This is a genomic window from Cellulosimicrobium cellulans (assembly GCF_007679345.1).
Taxonomy (GTDB): Bacteria; Actinomycetota; Actinomycetes; order Actinomycetales; family Cellulomonadaceae; genus Cellulomonas; species Cellulomonas cellulans_A.
The window spans coordinates 101,863-126,459 of sequence record NZ_VEGH01000009.1 but is presented as its reverse complement, the minus strand read 5'-3'; the positions used below and the strand labels follow the sequence as shown (position 1 = coordinate 126,459).

Genomic DNA, 24,597 nt, shown 5'->3' with positions numbered 1-24,597 from the left:
CCGGACCCGCGGCGGGCCCTCAGTCCTCGGGCTCGTCGCGGGTCGGCGCCTCGCCGTCGTGGTCGTCGGGCAGCGGGTCGGGGTCGACGTCGAGCGTCGGCAGGTCGGGCTGCTGCGGGTCGAAGCTGTCGGGGACGTCCTCGCTCATGCGACCACGCTGCCACCGGACCGGCCCGGCCGCACGGGGTCAGCGCAGCAGGCCCGCCAGGACCCGCTCGGCGTCCGAGCCGGCCGGGACCGGCAGGTCGAGCGCCGCGTCCCCGGACCGCAGGGTCACGACCACCACGCCCGCGTACGCCGGGTGCGGCACGGCGCGCACCTCGGTCAGCCGCTCGAGCGGCAGCACCACCCGGGACTCGGAGTGCACCGGCGTGCGGCCGCGCGCGAGCCACGCCCGCCGGCCGAACACCTGCAGCTCGCGGCCGTCCGACGCGACGACGGCCGCCTGCACCGTCATCGGGTGCAGCAGGTGCACGGCCCGGGACACCCCGCCGCGCAGCGGCAGCACGGTCCGCCGGGGGTGCGCCGCGAGCGCCCGCAGCCCGGGCTCGCGGTCCGCGACCTCGCGGTACGCCGACACCAGGCCGATCTCCTTCTCGCCGAGCGCCCGGCGGTCGAGGCGCCCCAGCCCGGGCGCGCCCGCGGTGGGGTCCCGCGGGGCCGGGTCCCCGGACGTCGGCACGGGCCAGGCGAGCGTCCGCAGCATGTCGACGAAGCCCGCGACCACGTCGGCCGAGGACCCGCTGAACCGCACCGCCACCGACGGGCCGGCCAGCGCGTGCACGGTGAGGCGGCCGTCGAGCAGGTCGACGCTGGTCCCGACGGCGGCGACCTGGTCGTACGGCACCTCTACCACGTCGTACCCGCGGCCGCCCGCGGTCCGGGACGCCGCGCGCCCGCGCGGCGCGGGGTCGCCGCCGGTCCGCCGGCTCAGCGCGGTGAACCGGTCCGGCCCGAGCACCAGGAGATGGTCGTACAGGTCCATGTCCGGGGTCGCGTCCCGGCGGGCGATGTCGCGCGGCACCTTGAGCACCAGCCGGCTGCCCGCGAGGTCCACCGGGTGGTCCCGGTACAGCGGCGGCACCTCCTCCGGGGTGCGCACCGGGTCCACCCACGGCCCGAACGCGTCGTACTCGGGGGTGCTCGGGGCGTCGCCCCCGCCGTGGTCCTGCCGCCGCACCGTCGCCGCGTTCATCGTCCGCCTCCTCGCGTCCGGGCTGCTCGCCCTGCCCCCAGCATCCTCCTCCGCGGCCCCGGGGGCTTCCGCGGCGCGCTCGAGCCGCGCCATGATGCGGCCGGGGAGCACCCGCCGCGGCCCGGACCGCGCGCCCGGCTCCCCTGGTGCCACCGTGCGAGACCGCGACCCACGTCACGCAGGCCCCCGGGGTCTGCGCACCGTCCCGTCCCACCACCCACCACCCTGGGAGCACCTCATGACCGCACCGCTGCCCGCCGGCGCCCCGGACACGATCGTCCTCGTGCACGGCCTCTGGATGACCCCCCGCTCGTGGGAGCACTGGGTCCCGTACTACGAGGCGAAGGGCTACCGGGTGCTCGCGCCCGCGTACCCGGGCCTCGAGGTCGAGGTCGAGGCCCTGCGCGCCGACCCGTCCGTCATCGCCGCGCTGACCGTGCCCGACGTCGTCGACCACCTCGCCGGGGTCGTCGAGGGCCTCGACGCGCCGCCGATCCTCATCGGGCACTCGTTCGGCGGGACCCTCACGCAGCTGCTGCTCGCGCGGGGCCTCGGGGCCGCGGCCGTGGTGATCGACTCCGCGCCGACCGAGAACGTCTACGTCACGCCGCCGTCCCAGCTGCGCGCGCTGCTGCCGACCTTCACGCACCCGTCGACCCGGCACGAGGCGGTGTCGTTCACGCCCGAGCAGTTCCACTACGCGTTCGCGAACACGCTCAGCCGGGAGGACTCGGACGCCGCCTGGGAGCGGTACGCCATCGGGGCGCCGGGGTCCTGGCTGTGGGCGTACGGGCTGATCGCCAACGTCAAGCCGGGCCACCAGGAGACCTGGGTGGACTACGACGCGGACCGGGCGCCGCTGCTGTTCCTCGCCGGCGGGGAGGACCACATCATGCCGCCGTCGGTGAACCGGGGGAACGCGAAGAAGTACGGCAGGTCCCCTGCGATCACCGAGTACGTCGAGATCCCGGGCCGGTCGCACTGGACCTGCGCCGAGCGGGGCTGGGAGGCCGTCGCGGACCGGGCGCTGGAGTGGGCGGTCGCGCACGCGGTCCGGCCGGCGGTCGAGGCGGGCTGACGGGTGCCCCGCGGAGCGGCGCCTGTGCGGCGCCGCTCCGCGGGCGGTCACGGCCCGGCGGGTCCGGGCGGCCGCCGGGCCGCGAGCACGGTCACGTCGTCCTCCCCGGCGGGCGGGCCGCACCGGCGCAGGAGCGCGTCCAGGTCGAGCGCCCCGCCCGCGCGCCGGACCTCCGGGAGCGTCGCGACCAGCCGTTCCAAGCCGCACGCGACCGACTCGCCGCGCCGCTCCACCAGCCCGTCGGTGAACAGCAGCAGGGACTCCCCGGCCGTGAGGACGACGGTCCGGTCGGTGCGCGCCGTCCCCGGGTCCACGCCGAGCAGCAGCTCCGGGGCCCCGGCCAACGGGGCCGCGCTCCCGTCGGCGCGGACGAGCACGGGCGGGAGGTGGCCGGCGGACGCCCAGCGCACCACGTCGTCCGACCCGGGCGGGCCGAGCGACGCCACGAGAGCCGTCGCCGTGACGTCGCCACCGAGCCCGGCCAACGTGCGCTCGGCCCGGCTCAGCGTCGCGGCAGGCCCGGTGCCCTCCGCGTACGCGAGCGTCCGGACGGTCCCCCGCAGCCGCCGCATCCCGGCCGCCGCCGTCACGTCGTGGCCGGTCACGTCCCCCACCACGAGCACGGTGTCCCCGGACGGCCGGACGAAGGCGTCGTACCAGTCCCCACCGACCCGGCTCCGCGCGTGCGCGGGCCGGTACCGGACGTCGAGCTCGAGCCCGGGCACGGCGGGCAGCGGGGTGAGCACCGCTCCGTGCAGCCGGTCGGTCTCGGCCCGCTCGACGCCCACGGCGTGCAGCAGGGCGTCGACGACCGGGAGCGGGCCGGCCCCGGCCGGTGCGGGACCGCCCGGCGCGGCGGGCACGAGCCCGGCGGGCGCGAGCGCGGCGGGTGCGAGCGCGCCACCGACCATGACCGCCGTGACGTCGGCGGCCCGGAGCACCAGGGCCGTGACCGCGCCGGTCCGACCGGTCGCCGGCGTCACGGTCAGGAGCCACCAGGGTGCGGCACCGCCGTCGCCGGCCGGGCCCGGACCGACGGTCTGCGGCCGCGCGGTGTGGGCGGCGGCGCGGACCGCGGCCAGCACCTCGCGCCGCGAGGCGACCGGGAGCACGTCGCCCAGCCCGTGCCCGACCACCTCCTCGGGCGGGACCTCGAACGCGGCACGGAACGCCGCGTTCATGTCGAGCACCGTCCCGTCGGGCGCCACCACGAGCTTGGGGGCGGGGAGTGCGGCGAACACCGCGTGGTAGTCGACGCCGTCGGGGCCGGGCTGCTCCGACGCGGGGCGGGCGGGCTGGGGACGGGCGGGGCGGGCGGGCTGCGGGCGGGCGGGGGGCGGGGTCACGGCGGCCTCCGGTCGTCGTGCGTGCTCAGCGCGGCGCGCGGGCGTCGAGGTACGCGGCCGTCCGACCGCGCGCACCGGCTGCGGCCGGCGGCGCCGGCCTTGTCGAGAACGATATCCAGTCGCTCGTGACGATCCGGTGGCGCCCCGGTGGACGAGCTGGTCAGGCCTCGAGCACCCAGCCGGGGCGCCGCGGGTCGTCCACCCGGACGACCACGTCCGCGGTGCGCTCCGGGTCGGCCTCCGCGCGGTACCGCTCCTCGGCGGCCAGCCGCCACACGTCGGCGGGCGGCGTGCGCCGCTCGAGGGTCTCGGGTCGCACCGCGAGGTGCACGGTCAGGTCCGCGGGCAGCCCCCGCCCGAGCAGCAGGCCGCCGTCCAGCAGCAGCACCGTGCCGGGCGCGACCGGCACCCGGGTCGCGCGGGCCGACCGCTCCCGCGCCGCGTCCCACAGCGCCGGCAGGTAGGTGCCGTCCCCTCCCGGGCCCAGCGGGTCCAGCACCTCGCGGATCAGCGCGCCGGCGTCCAGCGCGTCGTCGAGCAGCGCGTCCGGGTCCTCCCGCCCGTGCTCGAACCGCACGCCGGCCGGGCGCAGGAAGTCCCCCGCGCGCACCCGGACCGCGGAGTGCCCGCGGGCGCGCAGCGGCTCGACGAGCGCGTCCGCGAGCGCGCCCGGGGCCGTCGGCGGCGCCCCGTCGAGCAGCACCCGCCAGCGCCGGTCCGGGCCGTCCGCGGCGCGTGCGGCGGCCACCCCGCCGACCACCCGCTCCACGAGCCGCTCGACCAGGACCTCGGGGCTGACGGGCTCGACGCGCACCGGGACAGTCTGCCGCGCGCGCCGGGGTCGGGCCCGGTCAGCTCCCGGAGCGCACCACGCCCTTGATGAACGCCGCCTGCCCGGCGTGCTCCAGCACGTCGCCGAGCACGCTCACCAGCCGCACGCCGACGGTGACCGGCGGGTCCCAGCGCTCGTCGACCACGCGGCCCAGGTCCTCCTCGGACAGCCGGCCGAGGTAGGCGTCGGTCGCGGCGCGGGTGGCGTCCGCGTAGGCGCGCAGCAGGCCGCCCTCGACGCGCACCTGCGCCACCTCGTCCGGGCCCTGCCCGTAGCCGGTGGCGTCGGTGTCGAACGGCAGGCCGAACTGCTCGGCGAACCCCTCGGCCGTCCACACCTGCTCCGTGCCCGCGACGTCGGCCACCTGGGCGTCCTCGACCCGTGCCAGGTGCCAGACCAGCCAGGCGATGGTGTTCGCCTCCGGCCCGAGCCGGGCGGTCAGCTCGTCCTCCCCCAGTCCGTCGAGCACCCCGTGCACCAGGTCGCCGATCCGGCCGAACCCGTCCTGCAGCACCGCCACGCCGTCCACACGCACTCCCCTCGCCGGCCGCCGTGCGCGGCCCTCGTCGTCGACCGTATGCCGGGGCGGCGACACGTGCGCGGCGGTGCGGCGGGGCCGGGCGGGTGCGGCGCGCGCAGCACGCGCGGCCGGGGGTCAGTCGCGCGCCGCCTCGGCGCGGTCCCGCACGCCGCGCAGCATCCGCTCCGTCATCAGCCAGCTCACCCAGGACACGCCCTCGACCATCCACCGCGCCCACGGCTCGGTGTACGCGTAGCGCTCGCGCACGACCAGCCGGCAGCTGCCCGGCGTGGCGCCCGGCCGCAGCACGAACGCCCAGGCGAAGTCGAACGGCGGCGTGTCCTCGTCGGGCAGCGCCGGACCGGCGCCGTGCAGCACCAGGGCGTGCGGCGCGTCGAGGACCGCGACCTCCAGCCCGACCTGCGGCGCCAGGCGCACCTCGTCGCCGACGGCGAGCTCCTGCCAGCGCTCCTCGATCCGGTCCGCGCTGGTGATGCCGAGCCCGACCAGGCCCTCCAGCGCGTCGTAGCTGTAGAAGCCGCCGCGACCCTGCCCGAGCTGGACCAGCCACGGCCAGACCCGCTCGGCGGGGGCGTGCACGGTGATGGCCCGGGTCGCCACCAGGTCGGCGTCCGGCACCAGCGCGTCGCCCGGCAGCCCGACGGACCGCTCGACCTGGGACGCGCCCCAGTGCAGCGCCCGCCCGCGGGCGAGGGTGTACCCGACGGCCGCCGTGGCCGTGATCGCGAGCGCGCGCACCGCGCGGTGGGAGGTCATGCGCTCCACGCAACACCCTCCGCCCCGCCCGCACCAGGGCCCCTGGTCCCACGCGCGCCGCTCCGCGCCACGCCGCTCCCCCGCCACGCCGCTCGCCCGCCGCGCCGCTCCCCCGCCGCGCCGCTCGCCGAGTCTGCACCTCGCGCCTCCGGGTCTGCTCGCGCGCAGAGACGCGTTGCGGAGACTCGGCGGCCTGTCGCCGCACGCGGCGGCGGCCTGTCGCCGCACGCGGCGGCGGCACGTCGCCGCACGCGCGAGGGCCCCGCAGCGCGTGCGCTGCGGGGCCCTCGCGTGGAGCGGACGGATCAGGCCACGCGGCCCGAGGCGTCGTCGCCGATCTTGTGCACGATGATCGAGTTGGTCGACCCGACGACGCCGACCGGCGTGCCGGCCACGACGACGACGTAGTCGCCCACCTCGGCGAGGCCCTGCGCGCGCAGGGTGTGCTCGACCTGCTGGACCATCGCGTCCGTGTGCTCGACCTGCGGCACCTCGTACGTCTGCGTGCCCCAGCTCAGCGACAGGGTGTTGCGGACCGAGGCCTGCGGGGTGAACGCCAGCAGCGGGATGGACGAGCGGAGGCGGGACATGCGGCGCGCGGAGTCGCCGGACTGCGTGAAGGTCACGAGGTACTTCACGCCGAGGGTCTCGCCGATCTCGGCGGCGGCGCGGGTGATCGCGCCACCGCGGGTGTGCGGGGTCGAGCCGAGCGGTGCGATGCGCTCCCGGCCGAGCTCCTCGGTCGCCTCGATGATCCGGGCCATGGTGCGGACCGTCTCGATCGGGTAGTCGCCCACCGACGTCTCGCCGGACAGCATGACCGCGTCGGCGCCGTCGAGCACCGCGTTGGCGCAGTCGGAGGTCTCGGCGCGGGTCGGGCGCGGGTTGGTGGTCATCGACTCGAGCACCTGGGTGGCGACGATGACCGGCTTCGCGTTGCGGCGGGCCAGCTCGACGGCGCGCTTCTGCACCAGCGGCACCTGCTCGAGCGGGAGCTCGACGCCGAGGTCGCCGCGGGCGACCATGATGCCGTCGAACGCGTCGACGATCTCGGCCAGGGCCTCGACGGCCTGCGGCTTCTCGACCTTGGCGATGACCGGGACGACCCGGCCCTCCTCCTCCATGATCCGGCGCACGTCGTCGTAGTCGGCGGCGTTGCGGACGAAGGACAGGGCGATGATGTCGGCGCCGACGCGCAGGGCCCAGCGCAGGTCCTCCTCGTCCTTCTCGCTCATCGCGGGGACGGAGACGGCCACGCCGGGCAGGTTGATGCCCTTGTTGTTGGAGACCGGGCCGGCCACCTCGACGCGGGTCACGACGCGCGGGCCCTCGACGGCGGTGACGCGCACGAGCACGCGGCCGTCGTCGATCAGCAGCGGGTCGCCGACGCGGGCGTCGCCGGCCAGGCCCTTGTGGGTGGTGGAGACGAGCTCCTTGGTGCCCGGCACGTCCTCGGTGGTGATGGTGAAGGTGTCACCCTCGTTGAGGTAGTGCTTGCCCTCGACGAACCGCCCGAGGCGGATCTTCGGGCCCTGGAGGTCGACCAGGACGGCCACGGAACGGCCCGAGGCCTTCGCGGCGGCGCGCACGTTGTTGTACACGCGCTCGTGCACCTCGGTGTCGCCGTGGCTGCGGTTCAGCCGCGCCACGTCCATCCCGGCGTCGACAAGGGCCTGGATCTGCTCGGCGGACTCCGTGGCGGGGCCGATGGTGCAGACGATCTTCGCTCTACGCATGGGGGAAAGCCTAGGCCTTTCGTGACAGACGGTTCGGACCGAACGTCCTGGTGGGCCGGGCCTGCCGGGACGTGCGCGGGTGATGGTCTACGGACGCATCGCCACGGTGCTCGCGGTGACGGGAGCAGGCAGGGCGGTGCTGCCAGACAGGTCAGAGTCTACGGCCGCCGCGGCGGCCCGACCCTCCGCGACGGCCCAGACGACGAGCGACTGCCCGCGTCCTGCGTCACCGGCCACGTAGACACCTGGGACGTCGGTCCCGAAGTTCTCCTGACGTTCCACCGTCCGTCGCCCGCCGATCACCAGCCCGAGCTGCGCGAGCAGCGGCGACGGCTCCGGCCCGGTGAAGCCGAGGGCGAGCAGCACCAGCTGCGCGGGCAGCTCGCGATCGGTCCCCGGCACCGGCTCCGGCCGGCCGTCCACCAGGCGGACGTCGCGCACCCGCAGCGCCCGCACCCGGCCGTCGGCGTCGCCCAGCACCTCCTCGGTGGTGACCGCGTACGCCCGCTCCCCGCCCTCCTCGTGCGCCGAGGAGACCCGCAGCAGCAGCGGCCACACCGGCCACGGATCGGCGTCCCGGCGGGCGGCCGGCGGCTCGGGCATGATCTCCAGCTGCGTCACCGAGCGGGCTCCCTGGCGCAGCGCCGTCCCGAGGCAGTCCGCCCCGGTGTCGCCGCCGCCGATCACGACGACGTCCAGCCCGGCCGCCAGCGGCTGGCCCGGCATGGGCTCCCCGCCCGCCGCCGCGGCCCGGCCGGCCGGGACCAGGTAGTCCATCGCCGGGAGCACGCCCGCCAGGTCCCGGCCGGGCACCGGCAGGTCCCGCGGCACGGTCGAGCCGACGCAGACCAGCACCGCGTCGAACCGCGCCCGCAGCTCCTCCCCCGTGACGTCCACGCCGACGTCGACCCCGCAGCGGAACCGCGTGCCCTCGGCCGTCATCTGGGCGAGCCGGCGGTCCAGGACCCGCTTCTCGAGCTTGTACTCCGGGATGCCGTACCGGAGCAGCCCGCCCGGGGCGTCGGCGCGCTCGTGCACGACGACGGTGTGCCCGGCCCGGGTCAGCTGCTGCGCGGCGGCGAGCCCGGCGGGCCCGGACCCGATGACCGCGACCGTCTGCCCCGTGAGCCGCTGCGGCACCTGCGGCGCGACGAGCCCGCGGTCGAACGCCTCCTCGGCGATCGCGAGCTCCACCTCGCGGATCGTCACCGCCTCGTCGTGCAGGCCGAGCACGCAGGACGCCTCGCACAGCGCCGGGCAGACCCGCCCGGTGATCTCCGGGAAGGAGTGCGTCGCGTGCAGCCGCTCCGCGGCGTCGGCCCACTGCCCGCGCCACGCCAGGTCGTTCCACTCGGGCGCGAGCGCCCCGAGCGGGCAGGCGTGGTGGCAGAACGGCACGCCGCAGTCCATGCACCGGGACGCCTGCCGCTGGACGCGGGCGACGTCCTCGGGGCGCCCGGCGCGGTGGCCGTGCACCTCCTGCCAGTCCAGGAGCCGCACCGGCACGGGCCGGTTCGGCGGGGTCTCGCGCGCGCGGTGGGTGAGGAAGCCCTTGGGGTCGGCCATGCCCGGTGACGCTAGGCGCCGCCCCGCCCACCCGGGTGGGCCGGACGTCCCGCACGCACGACGCCCGCCGGCCCCGGGTGCGGGGCGGGCGGGCGTCGTGGCGGGCCGGCGGGGCGCGGGCTCAGGCCCGCAGCGCCACGGTCCCCGCCGTGACCGGCGCGGGCAGCTCGGTGCTGCCGCCCAGGTAGGTGTCCACCGCCGCGGCCGCGGCGCGGCCCTCGGCGATCGCCCACACGATGAGCGACTGACCGCGCCCGGCGTCCCCGGCGACGAACACGCCGGGGACGTTGGTCGCGAAGTCGTCCGACCGCGCCACGGTGCCGCGCGCGGTGAGGTCGACGCCGGCCTGGCCGACGAGCTCCTCGGTCTCCGGGCCGGTGAAGCCCATCGCGATGAGGACCAGGTCCGCCGGGATGTCCCGCTCGGTGCCGGCCGCCGGGACGCGGCGGCCGTCGGGCAGGTACTCGGTGGTCGCGAGCCGCAGGTGGGTGACGCGACCCTCGTCGTCGCCCACGAACGCGACGGTCGACGCGAGGTAGTCGCGCTGGCCGCCCTCCTCGTGCGAGGACGACACCTCGAACAGCACCGGGTCGGTCGGCCACGGCGCGTTCGCCGGGCGCTCGGTCGGCGGCTGCTTGCCGATGGCGAGCGTCGTCACGGACGCGGCGCCCTGGCGCAGCGCGGTGCCGACGCAGTCGGAGCCGGTGTCGCCGCCGCCGATGACCACGACGTGCTTGCCGGCCGCGTCGATGGCGTCCGGGACGTCCTGGCCGGCGACGAGCTTGTTCGACCGGGACAGGTACTCCATCGCGGGGTGGATGCCGGCCAGGTCGCGGCCGGGCAGCGGCAGCTCGCGCGGCACGGTCGAGCCGGTGGCGACCACCACGGCGTCGTACCGGGACCGCAGCTGCGCCCAGGTGATGTCCCGGCCGATCGCCACGTTCGGGCGGAACCGGGTGCCCTCGGCGGCCATCTGCTCCAGGCGGCGGTCGATGTGCCGCTTCTCCAGCTTGAAGTCCGGCACGCCGTACCGGAGCAGGCCGCCGATCGCGTCGTCCCGCTCGTACACCGCGACGGTGTGCCCGGCGCGGGTGAGCTGCTGGGCGGCCGCGAGCCCGGCGGGGCCCGAGCCGACCACGGCGACGGTGTGCCCGGACAGGCGCTGCGGCACCTGCGGGTGCACCAGGCCCCGGTCGAAGGCCTCGTCGATGATCGAGACCTCGATGTTCTTGATCGTCACCGCGGGCTGGTTGATCCCCAGCACGCAGGCCGACTCGCACGGGGCCGGGCAGATCCGGCCCGTGAACTCCGGGAAGTTGTTCGTGGCGTGCAGGCGCTCGATCGCGTCGGCCCACTGCCCGCGCCACACCAGGTCGTTCCACTCGGGGATGAGGTTCCCCAGCGGGCAGCCGTTGTGGCAGAACGGGACGCCGCAGTCCATGCAGCGCCCGGCCTGCCGGTGCAGCAGCGTCGCCGACTGCGGGTCGTCCTGGGCGCTGCGGTGCTCGTGCACCTCGCGCCAGTCCATGAGCCGCAGGGGCACCGGACGGTTCGCGGGCAGCTCGCGCTCCCGCACCTTCATGAAGCCGCGGGGGTCAGCCACGAGCCACCTCCAGGATGCCCTCCCACACGCCGGGCGCGCTCGGGTCGAGGCCGTCGGCCTCGGCCTTCGCCAGCGCCGCGCGGACGCGGGAGTACTCGGTCGGCCGCACCCGGGTGAACCGGGCACGGGTCGCCGCGGGGTCGGCGAGGAGCTCGGCCGCGACGCGCGACCCGGTCTCCTCCGCCTGCCGCCGCAGCAGGTCGGTCACCAGCGCCGCGTCCTCGTCGTCGAGCGGGTCGAGACCCAGCTCGCCGGCCGCGACGGCCTGGACGTTGACGCGCTCGGGCTTGAGGTCGAGCACGTAGGCAGTGCCGCCCGACATGCCCGCCGCGAAGTTGCGGCCGGTCCGGCCGAGCACCAGGACGGTGCCGCCGGTCATGTACTCGCAGCCGTGGTCGCCCACGCCCTCGACGACCAGCGTCGCGCCGGAGTTCCGCACGCCGAACCGCTCGCCGACGACGCCGCGCAGGAACATCTCGCCCGACGTGGCGCCGTAGCCGATGACGTTGCCGGCGATGACGTTGTGCTCGCCGCTCAGCACGGCGTTGCGGTCCGGGCGGACGACGATCCGGCCGCCGGACAGGCCCTTGCCGACGTAGTCGTTGGCGTCGCCCTCGAGGCGCAGCGTGATGCCGCGCGGGACGAACGCGCCGAACGACTGGCCGGCCGACCCGGTCAGCACGACCTCGATCGTGCCGTCCGGGAGGCCCGCGCCGCCGTACCGGCGGGTGACCTCGTGGCCCAGCATCGTGCCGACGGTGCGGTTGACGTTGCGGACCGGCAGCTCGATCCGCACCGGCCGCGCGTCCTCCAGGGCGTCCGACGCCATCGCGATGAACTGGTTGTCCAGCGCGCGGTCGAGGCCGTGGTCCTGGTCCTGCACGTGGTGCAGGGCCGAGCCGGGCAGCGGCTCCGGGACGGCGAGCACCGGCGTCAGGTCCAGGCCCTGCGCCTTCCAGTGCTCGACGGCCTTGCGGGAGTCCAGCAGCTCGACGTGGCCGACGGCCTCCTCGATGCTGCGGAACCCGAGCTCCGCGAGCAGCTCCCGGACCTCCTGCGCGATGAACTCGAAGAAGGTCACGACGAACTCCGGCTTCCCGGTGAACCGGGACCGCAGCTCGGGGTTCTGCGTCGCGACGCCTACGGGGCAGGTGTCGAGGTGGCAGACGCGCATCATGATGCAGCCCGACACGACCAGCGGGGCGGTCGCGAAGCCGAACTCCTCGGCGCCGAGCAGCGCGCCGATGATGACGTCCCGGCCGGTCTTGAGCTGGCCGTCCACCTGGACCACGACGCGGTCGCGCAGGTCGTTGAGCACGAGGGTCTGCTGGGTCTCGGCCAGGCCGATCTCCCACGGGGTGCCCGCGTGCTTGAGGCTGGTCAGCGGCGAGGCGCCGGTGCCGCCGTCGTGGCCCGAGATGAGCACGACGTCGGAGTGCGCCTTGGCCACGCCCGCCGCCACGGTGCCCACGCCGAACTCGCTGACGAGCTTGGTGTGGATCCGCGCCCGCGGGTTCGCGTTCTTGGCGTCGTGGATCAGCTGCGCCAGGTCCTCGATCGAGTAGATGTCGTGGTGCGGCGGGGGCGAGATCAGGCCGACGCCCGGCGTCGAGTGCCGGGTCTTCGCGACCCACGGGTACACCTTCGGGCCGGGCAGCTGGCCGCCCTCGCCCGGCTTGGCGCCCTGGGCCAGCTTGATCTGGATGTCGTCCGCGAACGTCAGGTACTCGGACGTCACGCCGAACCGGCCGGACGCGATCTGCTTGATCGCCGAGCGCCGCTCGGGGTCGTGCAGCCGGTCCGGGTCCTCGCCGCCCTCGCCGGTGTTCGACTTGGCGCCGAGCCGGTTCATGGCGATCGCGAGGGTCTCGTGCGCCTCGGCCGAGATGGACCCGTAGGACATCGCGCCGGTGCTGAACCGCTTGACGATCTCGCTGACCGGCTCGACCTCGTCGACCGGGACCGGCGTCCGCTCGCCGGTCTTCAGCTCGAGCAGGCCGCGGAGCGTCATGAGGCGGGACGACTGCTCGTTCACCCGGTGCGTGTAGTCGCGGAACACGTCCATCTGCCGCGTGCGGGTGGAGTGCTGCAGCCGGAACACGGTCTCCGGGTCGAACAGGTGCTCCTCGCCGTCCCGGCGCCACTGGTACTCGCCGCCGGTCGCGAGGCGGCGGTGCGCCAGCCGGTTGCCGTTGGCCGGGTACGCGTCGTTGTGCCGCGCCGCGACCTCGGCCGCGATGACGTCCAGGCCGATGCCGCCGAGCCGGCTGGTGGTGCCGGTGAAGTACCGGTCCACGAGCGGCTGGGACAGGCCGATGGCCTCGAACACCTGGGCGCCGCGGTACGACGCGATGGTCGAGATGCCCATCTTGGACATGACCTTGAGAACGCCCTTGCCGAGCGCCTTGATGAGGTTCTTGACGGCCTGCTCCGGCGCGACGCCCGCGAGGTAGCCGTTGGCGGCCAGGTCCTCGACGGTCTCCATCGCCAGGTACGGGTTGACGGCTGCTGCACCGTAGCCGATGAGCAGCGCGACGTGGTGCACCTCGCGCACGTCGCCGGCCTCGACGACCAGCGACACCTGGGTGCGGGTGTGCCGACGCAGCAGGTGGTGGTGCACGGCCGAGAGCAGCAGCAGCGACGGGATCGGTGCGCGGTCGGCATCGGAGTCGCGGTCGGACAGCACGAGGAAGCTCACGCCGTCGGCGATCGCCTGGTCGCACTCGGCGAAGATCTCCTCGAGCCGCTGCTCGAGCGCCTCGCCACCGCCGGCCGCGCGGTACAGGCCGCGGACGATCGTCGACCGGAACACGCCCGCCATCGCGGGGTCCTTGTCGATCTTGACGATCTTGGCCAGGCCGTCGTTGTCGAGCACCGGGAACGGCAGCACGAGCTTGCGCGCGTGCAGCGGGGTGTCCTCCAGCAGGTTCGGCTCGGGGCCGATCGCGCCGCCGATGGACGTCACCAGCTCCTCGCGGATGGCGTCCAGCGGCGGGTTCGTCACCTGCGCGAACATCTGCGTGAAGTAGTCGAACAGCAGCCGCGGGCGCTGGGACAGCACGGCGACAGGGGTGTCCGAGCCCATCGCGCCCAGCGGCTCCGCGCCGGAGGCGCCCATGGGCGTCAGGAGGATCTTCAGCTCCTCCTCGGTGTACCCGAAGGTCCGCTGGCGACGGCGCACGGAGGCCGAGGAGTGCGCGATGTGCTCGCGCTCGGGCAGCTGCTCCAGGTGGACCGAGTTCTCCCGGACCCACTCGGCGTACGGCCGCTGCGCGGCGAGCTGCGCCTTGATCTCGTCGTCCTCGACGATCCGGCCCTGGTTGGTGTCGACCAGGAACATCTTGCCGGGCTCGAGGCGGCCCTTGCGGACGACCGTCGCCGGGTCGAGGTCGAGCACGCCCGCCTCCGAGCCCATGACGACCAGGCCGTCCTCCGTCACCCAGAACCGCCCGGGGCGCAGGCCGTTGCGGTCCTGCACCGAGCCGATGAGCGTGCCGTCGGTGAAGGTCATCGCCGCCGGGCCGTCCCACGGCTCCATCAGCGACGCGTGGTACTCGTAGAACGCCCGCCGCGCGGGGTCCATCTGCGCGTGGTTCTCCCAGGCCTCCGGGATCATCATCATGATCGCGTGCGGCAGGGAACGGCCGCCCAGGTGCAGCAGCTCGAGGACCTCGTCGAACGAGCCCGAGTCCGAGCCGCCCGGCGTGCACACGGGGAGCAGCGGGGCGAGGTCGCCGAGCAGCTCCGACTGCAGGGTCCCCTCGCGCGCGGCGACCCAGTTGCGGTTGCCGCGCACCGTGTTGATCTCGCCGTTGTGGGCGATCATCCGGAACGGCTGCGCCAGCGGCCAGGACGGGAACGTGTTGGTGGAGAACCGCGAGTGCACCAGCGCGATCTCGGAGGCGTACCGCGGGTCGGACAGGTCCGCGAAGAACGGCTCCAGCTGCCCGGTGGTGAGCATGCCCTTGTAGGACAGCGTGCGGGCCGACAGCGAGGCGAAGTACACGGCGAGCTCGCGCTCGGCGCGCTTGCGCAGCCGGTACGCCCGGCGGTCCAGGTCGATGCCGGCGAGCTCGCGCGACGGGTCCGCCACCACGAGCTGGCGGAACACCGGCATGGACGAGCGCGCGGTCGGGCCGACCAGGTCGGCCGTCACCTGCACGTCGCGCCACGCGAGCACGTCGAGCTTCTCCTCGGCCGCGATCGCCTCGACGGCGCGCACCGCGACGGCACGCTCCTCGTCGTCCTGCGGCAGGAAGGCCATGCCGATCGCGTAGTGGCCGGCCGGCGGCAGCTCGGCGTCGACGACGTCCCGCAGGAACGCGTCCGGGATCTGGGTCAGGATGCCGGCGCCGTCGCCGCTGTTCTCCTCCGCACCGACCGCGCCGCGGTGGTCGAGGTTGAGCAGCGCGGTGAGACCGGCGTCGACGATGTCGCGGCCGGGGGTACCGCGCAGCGTCGCGACGAACGCGAAACCGCAGGCGTCGTGCTCGGCAGCAGGGTCGTACAGACCGTGCTGCTGCACGGGAGAAGCACCGGGACGCACAGGCGACGCGGGCATCATCGGCACCGTCCTCACGGACCCGGGGACCGGGCCCAGGTAGAGCAATGGGGGGAGGCTGGGACGTCATCGGCCCGGGCTACAAGTGTGGCGACGATACCTGCCGGAAACACGGGCGCTCACATCGCGAGAAAGTGAGGTGGGTCACACGAGCGTTCCCCGCGGTCAGCGGGCCGAGCCGTGCTCCGCCACCTCGTCGTCCTGCGTCTCGGTCTCGTGCAGGAGGGGCGTGGTCTCGCGTCCAGGATGACGACGTCCGACGACCACGAACGCTACCAGCGCCCCGAGGAGCACGATGATCGACGTCCAGACGTTGAGCCGGAACGGGCCGATCATCTCCGCGGGGTCGATCCGGACCAGCTCGATCCAGAGCCGGCCGGTCGTGTAGACGATCACGTACAGCCAGAACGCCCGGCCGTGGCCGAGCCGCAGGCGGCGGTCCAGGTAGACGATCAGCGCGGCCCCGGCCAGGTTCCACAGCAGCTCGTACAGGAACGTCGGGTGGAACAGCGTGCCCGACTCGTAGCCGGCCGGGAGGTGCGCGTCGTCGATCCGCAGGCCCCAGGGCAGGGTCGTGGGGCCGCCGAACAGCTCCTGGTTGAACCAGTTGCCGAGCCGGCCGATCGCCTGGGCCACGAGCAGCCCCGGCGCCAGGGCGTCCGCGAACACCGGGAACGACACCCCGGCGCGGCGGCAGCCGATGTACGCGCCGACCGCGCCGAGCGCCACGGCGCCCCAGATGCCCAGGCCGCCCTCCCAGATGTACAGCGCGCGCACGGGGTCGCCGCCCGCGCCGAAGTACGCGTCCGGGCTGGTGATCACGTGGTAGAGCCGTCCGCCGACGATGCCGAACGGCACGGCCCAGAACACGATGTCGAGGACCTGCTCGGGGTCGCCCCCGCGCTCCTTCCAGCGGCGCTGGGTCATGATCACCGCGACCACGATCCCGGCGAGGATCGCGAGGGCGTAGGCGCGCAGCGGCACGGGGCCGAGGTACCAGACGGCCTGCGGCGGGCTCGGGATCGCGGCGGGGATCATCACACCGGCACTGTATGCGACCTGGGCGCGCGGACGGGACGAGGGTCCCGGGCGCGGACGGGGCTCAGCGGGCGGTGCGGACGCCCTCGGCCAGCCCGGCGGCGACGGCCGCGACCGCCTCCAGGCCCGCCTCGCGCGTCTCGGCGCCCGCGAGGGCCCGGACGAACGCCGAACCCACGATGACGCCGTCCGCGTACCGGCCGATGTCGCGCGCCTGCTCGGGCTTCGACACGCCCAGCCCGACGCACACGTGCTCGGCGCCGGCCGCGCGGGTGTCGGCGACCAGCTGCTCGGCGCGGGCGCCGACCGTGGTCCGCTCCCCCGTCACGCCCATCGTCGACGCCGCGTACACGAACCCGCGGGACGCCGCGGCGGTCATCGCCAGGCGCTCCGGCGTGGACGAGGGCGCGACCAGGAACACCCGGTCCAGGTCGTGCGCGTCGGACGCGGCCAGCCAGTCCTGCCCCTCGTCGGGGATCAGGTCCGGCGTGATGAGACCCGCGCCGCCGGCTCCGGCGAGGTCCCGCGCGAACGCGTCCACGCCGTACCGCAGGACCGGGTTCCAGTAGGTCATGACCAGCACCGGGGCGCCGGTGGCGGCGATCCGCTCGACGGCGCCGAACGCGTCCCGCACGCGGGTGCCGCCGGACAGCGCGACGTCGACCGCGTGCTGGATGACCGGGCCGTCCATGACCGGGTCGGAGTACGGCAGGCCGAGCTCGATCACGTCGACGCCGGCCTCGACCATCGCGACGGCCGCGCGGACCGAGCCCTCGACGTCGGGGAAGCCGAGCGGCAGGTAGCCGACCAGGGCGCCGCGGCCCTCGGCCTTCAGCCGGTCGAGGGTGGCGCCGGTGCGGGACGTGGTCGCCTGGACGTCGCTCACAGCTGCTCCCCCTCGTCGGCCTGGACGACCGGCTTGTCCTCGATCAGGTCGAACCACGCCGCCGCGGTCGCCACGTCCTTGTCCCCGCGCCCGGAGAGGTTCACCAGGATCACCGGCTCGCGGCCGTCCGGGGTGTCCCAGGTCGCGACCTCGCGGCCGAGCTGGATGGCGCCGGCCAGGGCGTGCGCCGACTCGATGGCCGGGATGATGCCCTCCGTCTGGCACAGGACGCGGAACGCCTCCATCGCCTCGGCGTCGGTCACCGGGCGGTACTCCGCGCGGCCGATGTCGTGCAGCCAGGCGTGCTCGGGGCCGACGCTCGGGTAGTCGAGGCCCGCGGAGACCGAGTGGCTGGGCAGGGTCTGGCCGTCGTCGTCCTGCAGCAGGTACGACTTGGTGCCCTGCAGCACCCCCGGCGAGCCGCCGCTGAACCGCGACGCGTGCCGGCCGGAGGAGATGCCCTCGCCGCCGGCCTCGAAGCCGAACAGCCGCACCGACGGGTCGTCGAGGAACGCGTTGAAGATGCCCATGGCGTTCGAGCCGCCGCCCACGCACGCCGCGACGGCGTCGGGCAGCCGGCCGATCTCCTCCGCGAGCTGGACCTTCGCCTCCTCGCCGATGATCTTGTGGAAGTCGCGGACCATCTCGGGGAACGGGTGCGGGCCCGTCACCGTGCCGAGCAGGTAGTGCGTGGTGTCGACGTTCGCGACCCAGTCGCGCAGCGCCTCGTTGATCGCGTCCTTGAGCGTGCGGGAGCCGATCGTCACCGGGACGACCGTCGCGCCGAGCAGCCGCATCCGGGCGACGTTGAGCGCCTGCCGCTGGGTGTCCTCCTCGCCCATGTAGACGACGCACTCGAGGTCGAGCAGCGCCGCCGCGGTCGCGGTGGCCACGCCGTGCTGGCCGGCGCCGGTCTCGGCGATGACGCGGGTCTTGCCCATGCGCTTCACGAGCAGGGCCTGGCCCAGCACGTTGTTGATCTTGTGCGAGCCCGTGTGGTTGAGGTCCTCGCGCTTGAGGAACACCCGGACGCCCGGCGCCACGTGCTCGGCGAACCGCTTCACCTCGGTGAGCGGGCTCGGGCGGCCGGTGTAGGTGCGGTGCAGCCGCGCCAGCTCCGCCGCGAACGCGGGGTCGGCGGCAGCCTTGTGGAACTCGGTGTCGAGCTCGTCCAGGGCGGCGATGAGCGCCTCCGGGACGAACCGGCCGCCGAAGTCACCGAAGTACGGCCCGGCGTGCGTGGCCAGCGGCCCGCCCGGGCTGCTCGTCACCTGCGGACCCGTGCGTCCCGTCGTCACCCTGGTGCTCCTCGTGGTTCGTGCTGCGGGGCCGCGCTGCGGCGGCCGCCCTCGCTGGCTGGACCCGGCCGCGGGGCCGGGCCGGTGGCTACTGCCGGACCGCGCGCAGCGACGGGTGCGCGCCCGCCGCCACCAGGTCCGCGACCGACTGCCGCGGCGCGTCGTCCGTCACCAGCGCCTCGCCGACGAGCACGGCGTCCGCGCCGGCCCGGGCGTAGTCCATGACGTCGTGCGGCCCGCGCACGCCCGACTCGGCGACCTTCACGACGTCCGCCGGGATGGCCGGGGCGACCCGCGCGAACGTGCCGCGGTCCACCTCGAGCGTCTTGAGGTCCCGCGCGTTCACGCCGATCACCCGGGCGCCGGCGTCGACGGCCCGGACGACCTCCTCGGCGTCGTGCACCTCGACCAGGGCCGTCATGCCCAGGGAGTGCACGCGCTCGACGAGCGAGGTCAGCACCGTCTGCTCCAGCGCGGCGACGATCAGCAGGACCAGGTCCGCCCCGTGCGCCCGCGCCTCCCACACCTGGTACGGCGTGACGACGAAGTCCTTGCGCAGCACCGGGATGTCCACGGCGGCGCGGACGCTGTCGAGGTCCGCCAGGCTCCCGTTGAACTTCCGCTGCTCGGTGAGCACCGAGATGACGGTCGCGCCGCCCTTCTCGTACTCCGCGGCCAGGGCAGCCGGGTCGGTGATGGTCGCGAGCGCGCCCTTCGACGGGCTGGACCGCTTGACCTCGGCGATCACCGTCACCGCGTCCTCGACGCGCAGCCGCTGCACGCAGTCCAGGGCGCCGGGGACGCGCGCGGCGCGCTCCTTGAGCTCGGCGAGGGGCGTGGCCGCCTCGCGCACCGCGAGGTCCTCGCGCACGCCCGCCACGATGTCGTCCAGCACGGTGCCCATCGGCGTCTCTTCTCCCCCGAGAGTCGGCGGCGGCGCGCCTCAGGGCACGGGAGCCGGCGGGGCTCCTCGGCGGGACCGCCCGCGGCTGACCACCGTGACGCGGGTCTCGTCCGACCACCTCGGCCATCGTACGGGCGGCGCGCACCACTCCCGACCACGGGGCCAGGGGGTGGGACGAGGGGGCGCGCGGGGGCTGCCGGTGCCGAGATCGGCGGTTCCGCCCGAGATCGGTGGTCCGGACGACCGATCTCGGCGCGGAGCACCGATCTCGACGGCGCGGTCAGTAGCCGGAGTAGCCGTCGCTGAAGCCCTGGATCACGTCGGGGAGGCCGGTGAAGAAGCCGATCAAGCTCCACGCGCAGGCCAGGGCGCCGAGGATGATCCCGGTCAGGGCGAGGCCGCCGTTGTTCGCCTCACCGCGCTCGACCGCCTTGCGGGACAGCACTCCCGTGATGATCGCCGGGATGCCGGCGAACAGGCCGCAGCACACGAGGCCGGCGATGCCCAGCGACAGGGCCCAGACGCCGAGGCCGTTCTTCGGGTAGCCGTACACGGGCACGTAGGGGGCGTTGCCGTACGGGGTCGCGGGGTACGCGGCGCCCGGGAACGGGGAGCCCGGGTACCCCGACGGGGACCCGGGGTCCTGGCCGTAGGGCTGCTGCGCGCCGTAGGGCTGCTGGCCGTAGGGCTGCTGGCCGTAGGGCTGCTGGCCGTAGGGCTGCTGGGCACCGTACGGGTCCTGCCCGGGATACGGCTGCTGCTCGCCGGACGGCTGCTGCCCCGGCTGCCCCCAGGCGAGCTGGGAGCCGTCGCCGGTCCCGCCGGCGCCCGGCTGCTCGCGGTACGGGTCCGTGGGCTGGTCGGGCGTGGTCACGAGAAGGCCTCCTGGTGGGTGGGTCGGCGCGCGCCGCGCCGGTCGGCATCCTAGGGACGCCGACCCGCCCGGGGACGCGCCGAGCTGCCGGTTCACCCGCCCGCCGAGGTCGCGGGCGGCGTCAGGGGGCGAGGACGGCCGCCCAGGCGGGGACGTTGCGCGCGACGCTGTAGAGGACGAGCACCGCGGCGACCGTGACCGCCACCCACGAGGGCGGCGCGGCCGCGCGCCGGCCGGTGCGCAGCGCGCGGACCAGCCAGCGCAGCCACAGCGCGAGGAGCACCGGGACGAGCAGCACCCACAGCGGGTTCATCGCCCAGGCCCCGGCCAGGTCGCCGACGAGCAGGTCGTGCGTCGCGCGCAGGCCGCCGCAGCCGGCGCAGTACAGGCCGGTGAGCGCGTACAGCGGGCACACGCCCCACGAGCCGGGCTCGTGCGGGTCGACCAGGACGAGCCCGAGCGCGGTGACGGCCGCCCCGCCGACGACCAGCAGCGGCGCCCGGGCGGCGCGCAGCCGCGCGCGGGGCGCGAGGGTCTCGGGTGGGGCGGCCGTCGCCACGTGCCGTCAGTACGTCGAGTTGTTGATGGTGTCGAGGTACGCGGCGAACCCGCCGGTCGCGAGCAGGATGATGAAGAGGATGATCCCGACGACGCCGAGGGCCGTCACCACCCAGGACACGATGTACCCGGCGTTCGCGAGCGAGCCGTTGTTCGCCTCGCCGCGGGCGACGGCCTGCTTCGCCTTCGAGCCGACGATGATGCCCGGGATGCTGGTGAGGATCGAGCAGACGAAGAACCCGACGATCCCGAGGACCAGCGACCACACGGCGAGGTTGTTCTTCGGGTAGAAGCCGGCGCCGTAGCCCTGCGCGCCGCCCGGGTACGCGGGCTGGCCGTAGCCGCCCTGGCCGTACCCGCCGCCCTGGCCCTGGTCGCCGCCGGCGTAGGCGCCGTACTGCGGCACGCCGCCCGCCTGCCCGGACTGGCCCGGCTGCCCGTACGGCTCACCCGAGGACGGGGTGCCGCCCGGGTACGGGGGGACGGAGCCCGACTGGTCCCCGGAGCCCTGCCCGTCGGGGGCGGAGTAGGGGTCCTGCGGCTGGTTCGGGGTCGACATGATCGGCTCCTCGTTCACTCGTGGTCCGGCGCGGCGTCCGCCCTGGTGGGCGGCCGTCCGACATCCCCACAGGTGTACCGGAGCGGCCGCGCGGCGTCCACCGCGATCACCCGTCGTCCCGGGAGTCGGGCCTCAGTGGCCGCCGGTGCGGCGGGCCTTCTCGATCGTGTGCTTGCCGCCCTGGCCGTAGCCGAGCACCTGGAGCACCTTGCCGACGACGACGCCGAGCAGCGCGACGGCCAGGCCGGCCCAGAACAGCCACATGAGGGCGAAGATCAGGCCGAGCGCGCCGGCGACGGAGCCGACGAGCACGACGACCGTCGTGGTCCAGGCGGCGGTGGTGTGCCCGTGGTTGGTCGGCGGGGCCTTCGGCGGCAGCCGCAGCGTCTCCGTCCCCGGGACCTGCTGGGCACGCCCGGTCACGACGCCGGAAGAACTGAGCGACTGCTCGACCATCGTGGAACACCTTTCATGACTGTGTGTCGCAAACCCTAGCGGACGGCCGGGGCCGGCTCAGGTCGGGCGCGCGGCCGGGGACGCCCGGGCCCGCTCAGGTAGGGTCGTCGCCCCGGCTCAGCGCGTCCCAGGTGCTCCGCTCGTCCGGCTCGGCCTCCCCCGGTCCCGGCGCCCCCGCGGCGCCCGCACCGGCGCCCGCGGCGCCCCCGGCCGCGGCCCCTCCGGCGGGCGACGCCGCACCGCCGGCCGGCTCCGCGCCGGAGCGCTCGTACCGGTCCGTCGGCGCGACCCAGCGCGCGGACGCGCGCGCGAGGCCGGCGGCGGCCAGCACCACGACCGCGCCCAGCGCCACGGCGACCCACGGCCACGCGGCCACCTGCACGGCGCCCGTGAGGTTCGACACGCCCGTGGCGTCCGCCGCGGCGCGCTCCGCGGTGGCCGTCGCGCCCGAGCGCGCGCCGAGCGCCGACGCGGCGACCAGCGCGCCCGCGGCCGCCACGACGACGACGACGACCCACCGGCCGGCCCGCCCGACCAGCCCGAGCGCACCCGCCGCGGCGAGCAGCACGAGGGCGGCCGCCACGAGGCCGGGGGCGGCGGTCGTGCCGCGGACGGCGATCGCCACCGCGTCACCGAGCGCGTTGGCGCCGGTCGCGGTGATCCACACCGGCAGCGCGGTCAGCGCCACCAGCCCGGAGAGCAGGAGCAGGACGAGCACCCAGCGGCCCCGCCGGCCGCGCGCCCGCGGCCCCGCCGTCCCCTCGCCGGCCACCGGCGCAGGTCCGCGGGTCACGGCGCCCCGACCGGCCGGAGCCGGGACGCCACCTGCACCGCGCGCACCGCGGCCGCGGCCTTGTCCCGGGACTCCTGGTACTCGGCGGCCGGCACGGAGTCGGCGACGATCCCGGCGCCCGCCTGGACGCTCGCCCGGCCGTCCCGGATGAGCGCGGTGCGGATCGCGATGGCCATGTCCATGTCGCCGGCCAGGTCGAAGTAGCCGACGGTGCCGCCGTAGATGCCGCGGCGCGCGGGCTCGATCTCGTCGATCAGGGCGATGGCGCGCGGCTTCGGGGCGCCGGACAGCGTGCCGGCGGGGAACGTCGCGGTGAACGCCCCGAGCGCGGTCGCCCCGGCGCGCAGCCGCCCGACGACGGTCGAGCAGATGTGCATGATGTGGCTGAACCGGCGCACGGCCATGAACTCGACGACCTCGACGGTCGCCGGCTCGCAGACCTTCACCAGGTCGTTGCGGCTGAGGTCGACCAGCATGAGGTGCTCGGCGCGCTCCTTGGGGTCGGCCAGCAGCTCGTCGTGCAGCGCGCGGTCCTCCTCGGGGGTGGCGCCGCGCGGCCGGGAGCCCGCGATCGGGAACGTCGTGACGTGCCCCTCGGTGACCTTGACCAGCGTCTCCGGGCTGGAGCCGACCACGGCGAAGTCGCGCCCGTCGGCGTCCTGCAGCTGCAGGTAGTACATGTACGGGCTCGGGTTGATCGTCCGGAGCACGCGGTAGACGTCGAGCGGCGCGGCCGGGCAGTCCAGGTCGAGGCGCTGCGACAGCACGACCTGGAACACCTCGCCGTCGACGATGGCCTCCTGGCCGCGCGCGACGGCGGCCTCGTACTCGGCGGCGGTCGACCGGAACTCCAGCTCCGGCGCGGGCGCGTCCACGAGGTGCGCCGCGGCCGGCGCGGCGGGGCGCAGCAGCGCCTCCTGCATCGCGTCGAGCCGGGCGACCGCGTCGGCGTGCGCCTCGTCCACCCGCGCGTCGGTGCCGTCGAAGTTGATCGCGTTCGCCACCAGCCACACCGAGCCGTCCCGGTGGTCGGTCACCGCGAGGTCGCTCGCCAGCAGCAGCGTCATCTCGGGCACGCCGAGCTCGTCGGGCGCCGCCGCGGGCAGCGTCGGCTCCCAGTGCCGGACGACGTCCCAGCCGAGCGCCCCGACCAGGCCGCCGGTCAGCGGCGGCAGGCCGGGCACGGCGGGCGTGCGGAGCACCTCGAGGGTCTCCCCCAGCACCGCCAGCGGGTCGCCCTCCGTCGGGACGCCGGCGGGGACGTCGCCCGTCCACACCGCGCGCCCTTCGCGGACGGTCAGCGTCGCCCGGGACCGCACGCCGACGAACGACCACCGGGACCAGGACCCGTCCTGCTCGGCCGACTCGAGGACGAACGTGCCGGGGCGGCCGGCCGCGAGCGTGCGGTAGAGACCCACGGGCGTGGTGTCGTCGGCGAGCAGCCGGCGCACGACCGGGATGACCCGCCGGGTGGCGGCGAGGTCGCGGAACTCGCCGAGCACCGGCCAGGTGGCGCCCCAGGGGACGTCGACGGGGGTCGTCGCGGGGGCGGCGGGCGCGCCGGGCGTCGCGGCGGTCATCCGTGCTGCTCCGTCGCAGCCGGGCGCTCCCCGACGACGGCGCCCAGCGAGCCGCCCGCCTCGAAGCACGTGCGCGTGCCGGTGTGGCAGGCCGCGCCCACCTGGTCGACCCGGACGAGCAGCGCGTCGCCGTCGCAGTCGAGCGCGACGGACTTCACGTACTGCGCGTGCCCCGACGTGTCGCCCTTGCGCCAGTACTCCTGCCGCGACCGGCTCCAGAACACGACGCGGCCGCCGGTGAGCGTGCGGTGCAGCGCCTCGTCGTCCATCCAGCCGAGCATGAGCACCTCGCCGGTGTCGTGCTGCTGCACGACCGCCGCGACCAGGCCGGACGGGTCGCGGCGCAGGCGCGCGGCGAGCTCCGGGTCGAGGGGGCTGGGGGTGCCCGCGGGGGCGGGGGTCTGCGTCTCGCTCACGCCCCCGATCCTCCCACGCCG

At 75.6% G+C, this 24,597-nt stretch carries 22 protein-coding genes; 1 reads left to right on the top strand and 21 read right to left on the bottom strand.

The window, feature by feature from the left end; genetic code table 11:
• Nucleotides 1-19 precede the first annotated feature (19 nt).
• Both FS882_RS13600 and FS882_RS13595 read right to left on the bottom strand, forming a co-directional pair.
• Nucleotides 20-148 carry a chromosome partitioning protein gene (locus FS882_RS13600; protein ID WP_158373586.1) on the bottom strand — a complete coding sequence of 43 codons (129 nt, stop codon included), beginning with the start codon at nucleotides 146-148 and terminating at the stop codon, nucleotides 20-22.
• 39 nt (nucleotides 149-187) lie between these two features.
• Nucleotides 188-1,195, bottom strand: coding sequence for a hypothetical protein (locus FS882_RS13595; protein WP_158373585.1), 1,008 nt, complete (start codon nucleotides 1,193-1,195; stop codon nucleotides 188-190).
• Nucleotides 1,196-1,433: 238 nt separating this feature from the next.
• Here FS882_RS13595 and FS882_RS13590 point away from each other — a divergent pair, with 238 nt between their 5' ends.
• Nucleotides 1,434-2,273: an alpha/beta hydrolase gene (locus FS882_RS13590; protein ID WP_158373584.1), complete on the top strand. Its 840-nt coding sequence runs from the start codon at nucleotides 1,434-1,436 to the stop codon at nucleotides 2,271-2,273.
• 47 nt (nucleotides 2,274-2,320) lie between these two features.
• On the opposite strand, the gene FS882_RS13585 is transcribed toward FS882_RS13590, so the two are convergent.
• The 19 genes from FS882_RS13585 to hisI all read right to left on the bottom strand — a co-directional run bounded on the left by FS882_RS13585 (nucleotide 2,321) and on the right by hisI (nucleotide 24,576).
• Complete coding sequence (locus FS882_RS13585; protein WP_187365298.1) at nucleotides 2,321-3,619, bottom strand: PP2C family protein-serine/threonine phosphatase; 1,299 nt, start codon at nucleotides 3,617-3,619, stop codon at nucleotides 2,321-2,323.
• A gap of 160 nt (nucleotides 3,620-3,779) precedes the next feature.
• On the bottom strand, nucleotides 3,780-4,433 hold the full coding sequence (locus FS882_RS13580) for a uridine kinase (protein WP_158373582.1): 654 nt from the start codon (nucleotides 4,431-4,433) through the stop codon (nucleotides 3,780-3,782).
• Between the two features lie 37 nt (nucleotides 4,434-4,470).
• Entirely contained in the window at nucleotides 4,471-4,980 is a 510-nt protein-coding gene (locus FS882_RS13575) for a mycothiol transferase (RefSeq protein ID WP_222848219.1), read from the bottom strand.
• A gap of 126 nt (nucleotides 4,981-5,106) precedes the next feature.
• Nucleotides 5,107-5,748, bottom strand: coding sequence for an SRPBCC family protein (locus FS882_RS13570; RefSeq protein WP_158373581.1), 642 nt, complete (start codon nucleotides 5,746-5,748; stop codon nucleotides 5,107-5,109).
• A gap of 305 nt (nucleotides 5,749-6,053) precedes the next feature.
• Nucleotides 6,054-7,484, bottom strand: coding sequence for a pyruvate kinase (gene pyk / locus FS882_RS13565; RefSeq protein WP_154728913.1), 1,431 nt, complete (start codon nucleotides 7,482-7,484; stop codon nucleotides 6,054-6,056).
• An 87-nt stretch (nucleotides 7,485-7,571) separates the two neighbouring features.
• Entirely contained in the window at nucleotides 7,572-9,050 is a 1,479-nt protein-coding gene (locus tag FS882_RS13560) for a glutamate synthase subunit beta (RefSeq protein WP_158373580.1), read from the bottom strand.
• A 121-nt stretch (nucleotides 9,051-9,171) separates the two neighbouring features.
• Nucleotides 9,172-10,653, bottom strand: a complete 1,482-nt coding sequence (locus tag FS882_RS13555) for a glutamate synthase subunit beta (RefSeq protein WP_158373579.1) — start codon at nucleotides 10,651-10,653, stop codon at nucleotides 9,172-9,174.
• Nucleotides 10,646-15,214 carry a glutamate synthase large subunit gene (gltB, locus tag FS882_RS13550; protein WP_410053283.1) on the bottom strand — a complete coding sequence of 1,523 codons (4,569 nt, stop codon included), beginning with the start codon at nucleotides 15,212-15,214 and terminating at the stop codon, nucleotides 10,646-10,648. The genes FS882_RS13555 and gltB overlap by 8 nt, the downstream gene beginning before the upstream one ends.
• Before the next feature lie 165 nt (nucleotides 15,215-15,379).
• Entirely contained in the window at nucleotides 15,380-16,252 is an 873-nt protein-coding gene (gene lgt, locus FS882_RS13545) for a prolipoprotein diacylglyceryl transferase (RefSeq protein WP_158373676.1), read from the bottom strand.
• A 64-nt stretch (nucleotides 16,253-16,316) separates the two neighbouring features.
• Nucleotides 16,317-17,138, bottom strand: a complete 822-nt coding sequence (gene trpA, locus FS882_RS13540; protein WP_158373577.1) for a tryptophan synthase subunit alpha — start codon at nucleotides 17,136-17,138, stop codon at nucleotides 16,317-16,319.
• The gene (gene trpB / locus FS882_RS13535; RefSeq protein WP_158373674.1) at nucleotides 17,135-18,409 is read right to left on the bottom strand and encodes a tryptophan synthase subunit beta; all 1,275 of its coding nucleotides are present in this window, start codon (nucleotides 18,407-18,409) and stop codon (nucleotides 17,135-17,137) included. Before trpB ends, trpA begins: the two co-directional genes overlap by 4 nt.
• 115 nt (nucleotides 18,410-18,524) lie before the next feature.
• Complete coding sequence (trpC, locus tag FS882_RS13530) at nucleotides 18,525-19,340, bottom strand: indole-3-glycerol phosphate synthase TrpC (protein WP_158373576.1); 816 nt, start codon at nucleotides 19,338-19,340, stop codon at nucleotides 18,525-18,527.
• A gap of 280 nt (nucleotides 19,341-19,620) precedes the next feature.
• Nucleotides 19,621-20,214 (bottom strand): DUF4190 domain-containing protein, encoded by a 594-nt coding sequence (locus tag FS882_RS13525; RefSeq protein WP_158373575.1) that lies wholly within the window; start codon nucleotides 20,212-20,214, stop codon nucleotides 19,621-19,623.
• A 121-nt stretch (nucleotides 20,215-20,335) separates the two neighbouring features.
• On the bottom strand, nucleotides 20,336-20,773 hold the full coding sequence (locus FS882_RS13520; RefSeq protein WP_262348290.1) for a DUF2752 domain-containing protein: 438 nt from the start codon (nucleotides 20,771-20,773) through the stop codon (nucleotides 20,336-20,338).
• A 6-nt stretch (nucleotides 20,774-20,779) separates the two neighbouring features.
• Nucleotides 20,780-21,331 carry a DUF4190 domain-containing protein gene (locus FS882_RS13515; protein WP_158373574.1) on the bottom strand — a complete coding sequence of 184 codons (552 nt, stop codon included), beginning with the start codon at nucleotides 21,329-21,331 and terminating at the stop codon, nucleotides 20,780-20,782.
• A gap of 132 nt (nucleotides 21,332-21,463) precedes the next feature.
• Nucleotides 21,464-21,787: an HGxxPAAW family protein gene (locus tag FS882_RS13510; protein WP_262348289.1), complete on the bottom strand. Its 324-nt coding sequence runs from the start codon at nucleotides 21,785-21,787 to the stop codon at nucleotides 21,464-21,466.
• Nucleotides 21,788-21,881: 94 nt separating this feature from the next.
• Entirely contained in the window at nucleotides 21,882-22,580 is a 699-nt protein-coding gene (locus FS882_RS13505; protein WP_158373573.1) for a Trp biosynthesis-associated membrane protein, read from the bottom strand.
• Nucleotides 22,577-24,160 (bottom strand): anthranilate synthase component I, encoded by a 1,584-nt coding sequence (locus FS882_RS13500; protein WP_158373572.1) that lies wholly within the window; start codon nucleotides 24,158-24,160, stop codon nucleotides 22,577-22,579. The genes FS882_RS13505 and FS882_RS13500 overlap by 4 nt, the downstream gene beginning before the upstream one ends.
• On the bottom strand, nucleotides 24,157-24,576 hold the full coding sequence (hisI, locus tag FS882_RS13495; protein ID WP_158373571.1) for a phosphoribosyl-AMP cyclohydrolase: 420 nt from the start codon (nucleotides 24,574-24,576) through the stop codon (nucleotides 24,157-24,159). Before hisI ends, FS882_RS13500 begins: the two co-directional genes overlap by 4 nt.
• Nucleotides 24,577-24,597 lie beyond the last annotated feature (21 nt).

Bases quoted from the DNA above. Each gene is read 5' to 3' on its own strand.
- FS882_RS13590 (WP_158373584.1), top strand. From the start codon at position 1,434: ATGACCGCACCGCTGCCCGCCGGCGCCCCGGACACGATCGTCCTCGTG.
- FS882_RS13570 (WP_158373581.1), bottom strand. From the start codon at position 5,748: ATGACCTCCCACCGCGCGGTGCGCGCGCTCGCGATCACGGCCACGGCG.
- gltB (WP_410053283.1), bottom strand. From the start codon at position 15,214: ATGCCCGCGTCGCCTGTGCGTCCCGGTGCTTCTCCCGTGCAGCAGCAC.
- FS882_RS13595 (WP_158373585.1), bottom strand. From the start codon at position 1,195: ATGAACGCGGCGACGGTGCGGCGGCAGGACCACGGCGGGGGCGACGCC.
- FS882_RS13500 (WP_158373572.1), bottom strand. From the start codon at position 24,160: ATGACCGCCGCGACGCCCGGCGCGCCCGCCGCCCCCGCGACGACCCCC.
- trpC (WP_158373576.1), bottom strand. From the start codon at position 19,340: ATGGGCACCGTGCTGGACGACATCGTGGCGGGCGTGCGCGAGGACCTC.
- pyk (WP_154728913.1), bottom strand. From the start codon at position 7,484: ATGCGTAGAGCGAAGATCGTCTGCACCATCGGCCCCGCCACGGAGTCC.
- lgt (WP_158373676.1), bottom strand. From the start codon at position 16,252: ATGATCCCCGCCGCGATCCCGAGCCCGCCGCAGGCCGTCTGGTACCTC.
- FS882_RS13600 (WP_158373586.1), bottom strand. From the start codon at position 148: ATGAGCGAGGACGTCCCCGACAGCTTCGACCCGCAGCAGCCCGACCTG.
- FS882_RS13560 (WP_158373580.1), bottom strand. From the start codon at position 9,050: ATGGCCGACCCCAAGGGCTTCCTCACCCACCGCGCGCGCGAGACCCCG.
- FS882_RS13510 (WP_262348289.1), bottom strand. From the start codon at position 21,787: ATGGTCGAGCAGTCGCTCAGTTCTTCCGGCGTCGTGACCGGGCGTGCC.
- FS882_RS13515 (WP_158373574.1), bottom strand. From the start codon at position 21,331: ATGTCGACCCCGAACCAGCCGCAGGACCCCTACTCCGCCCCCGACGGG.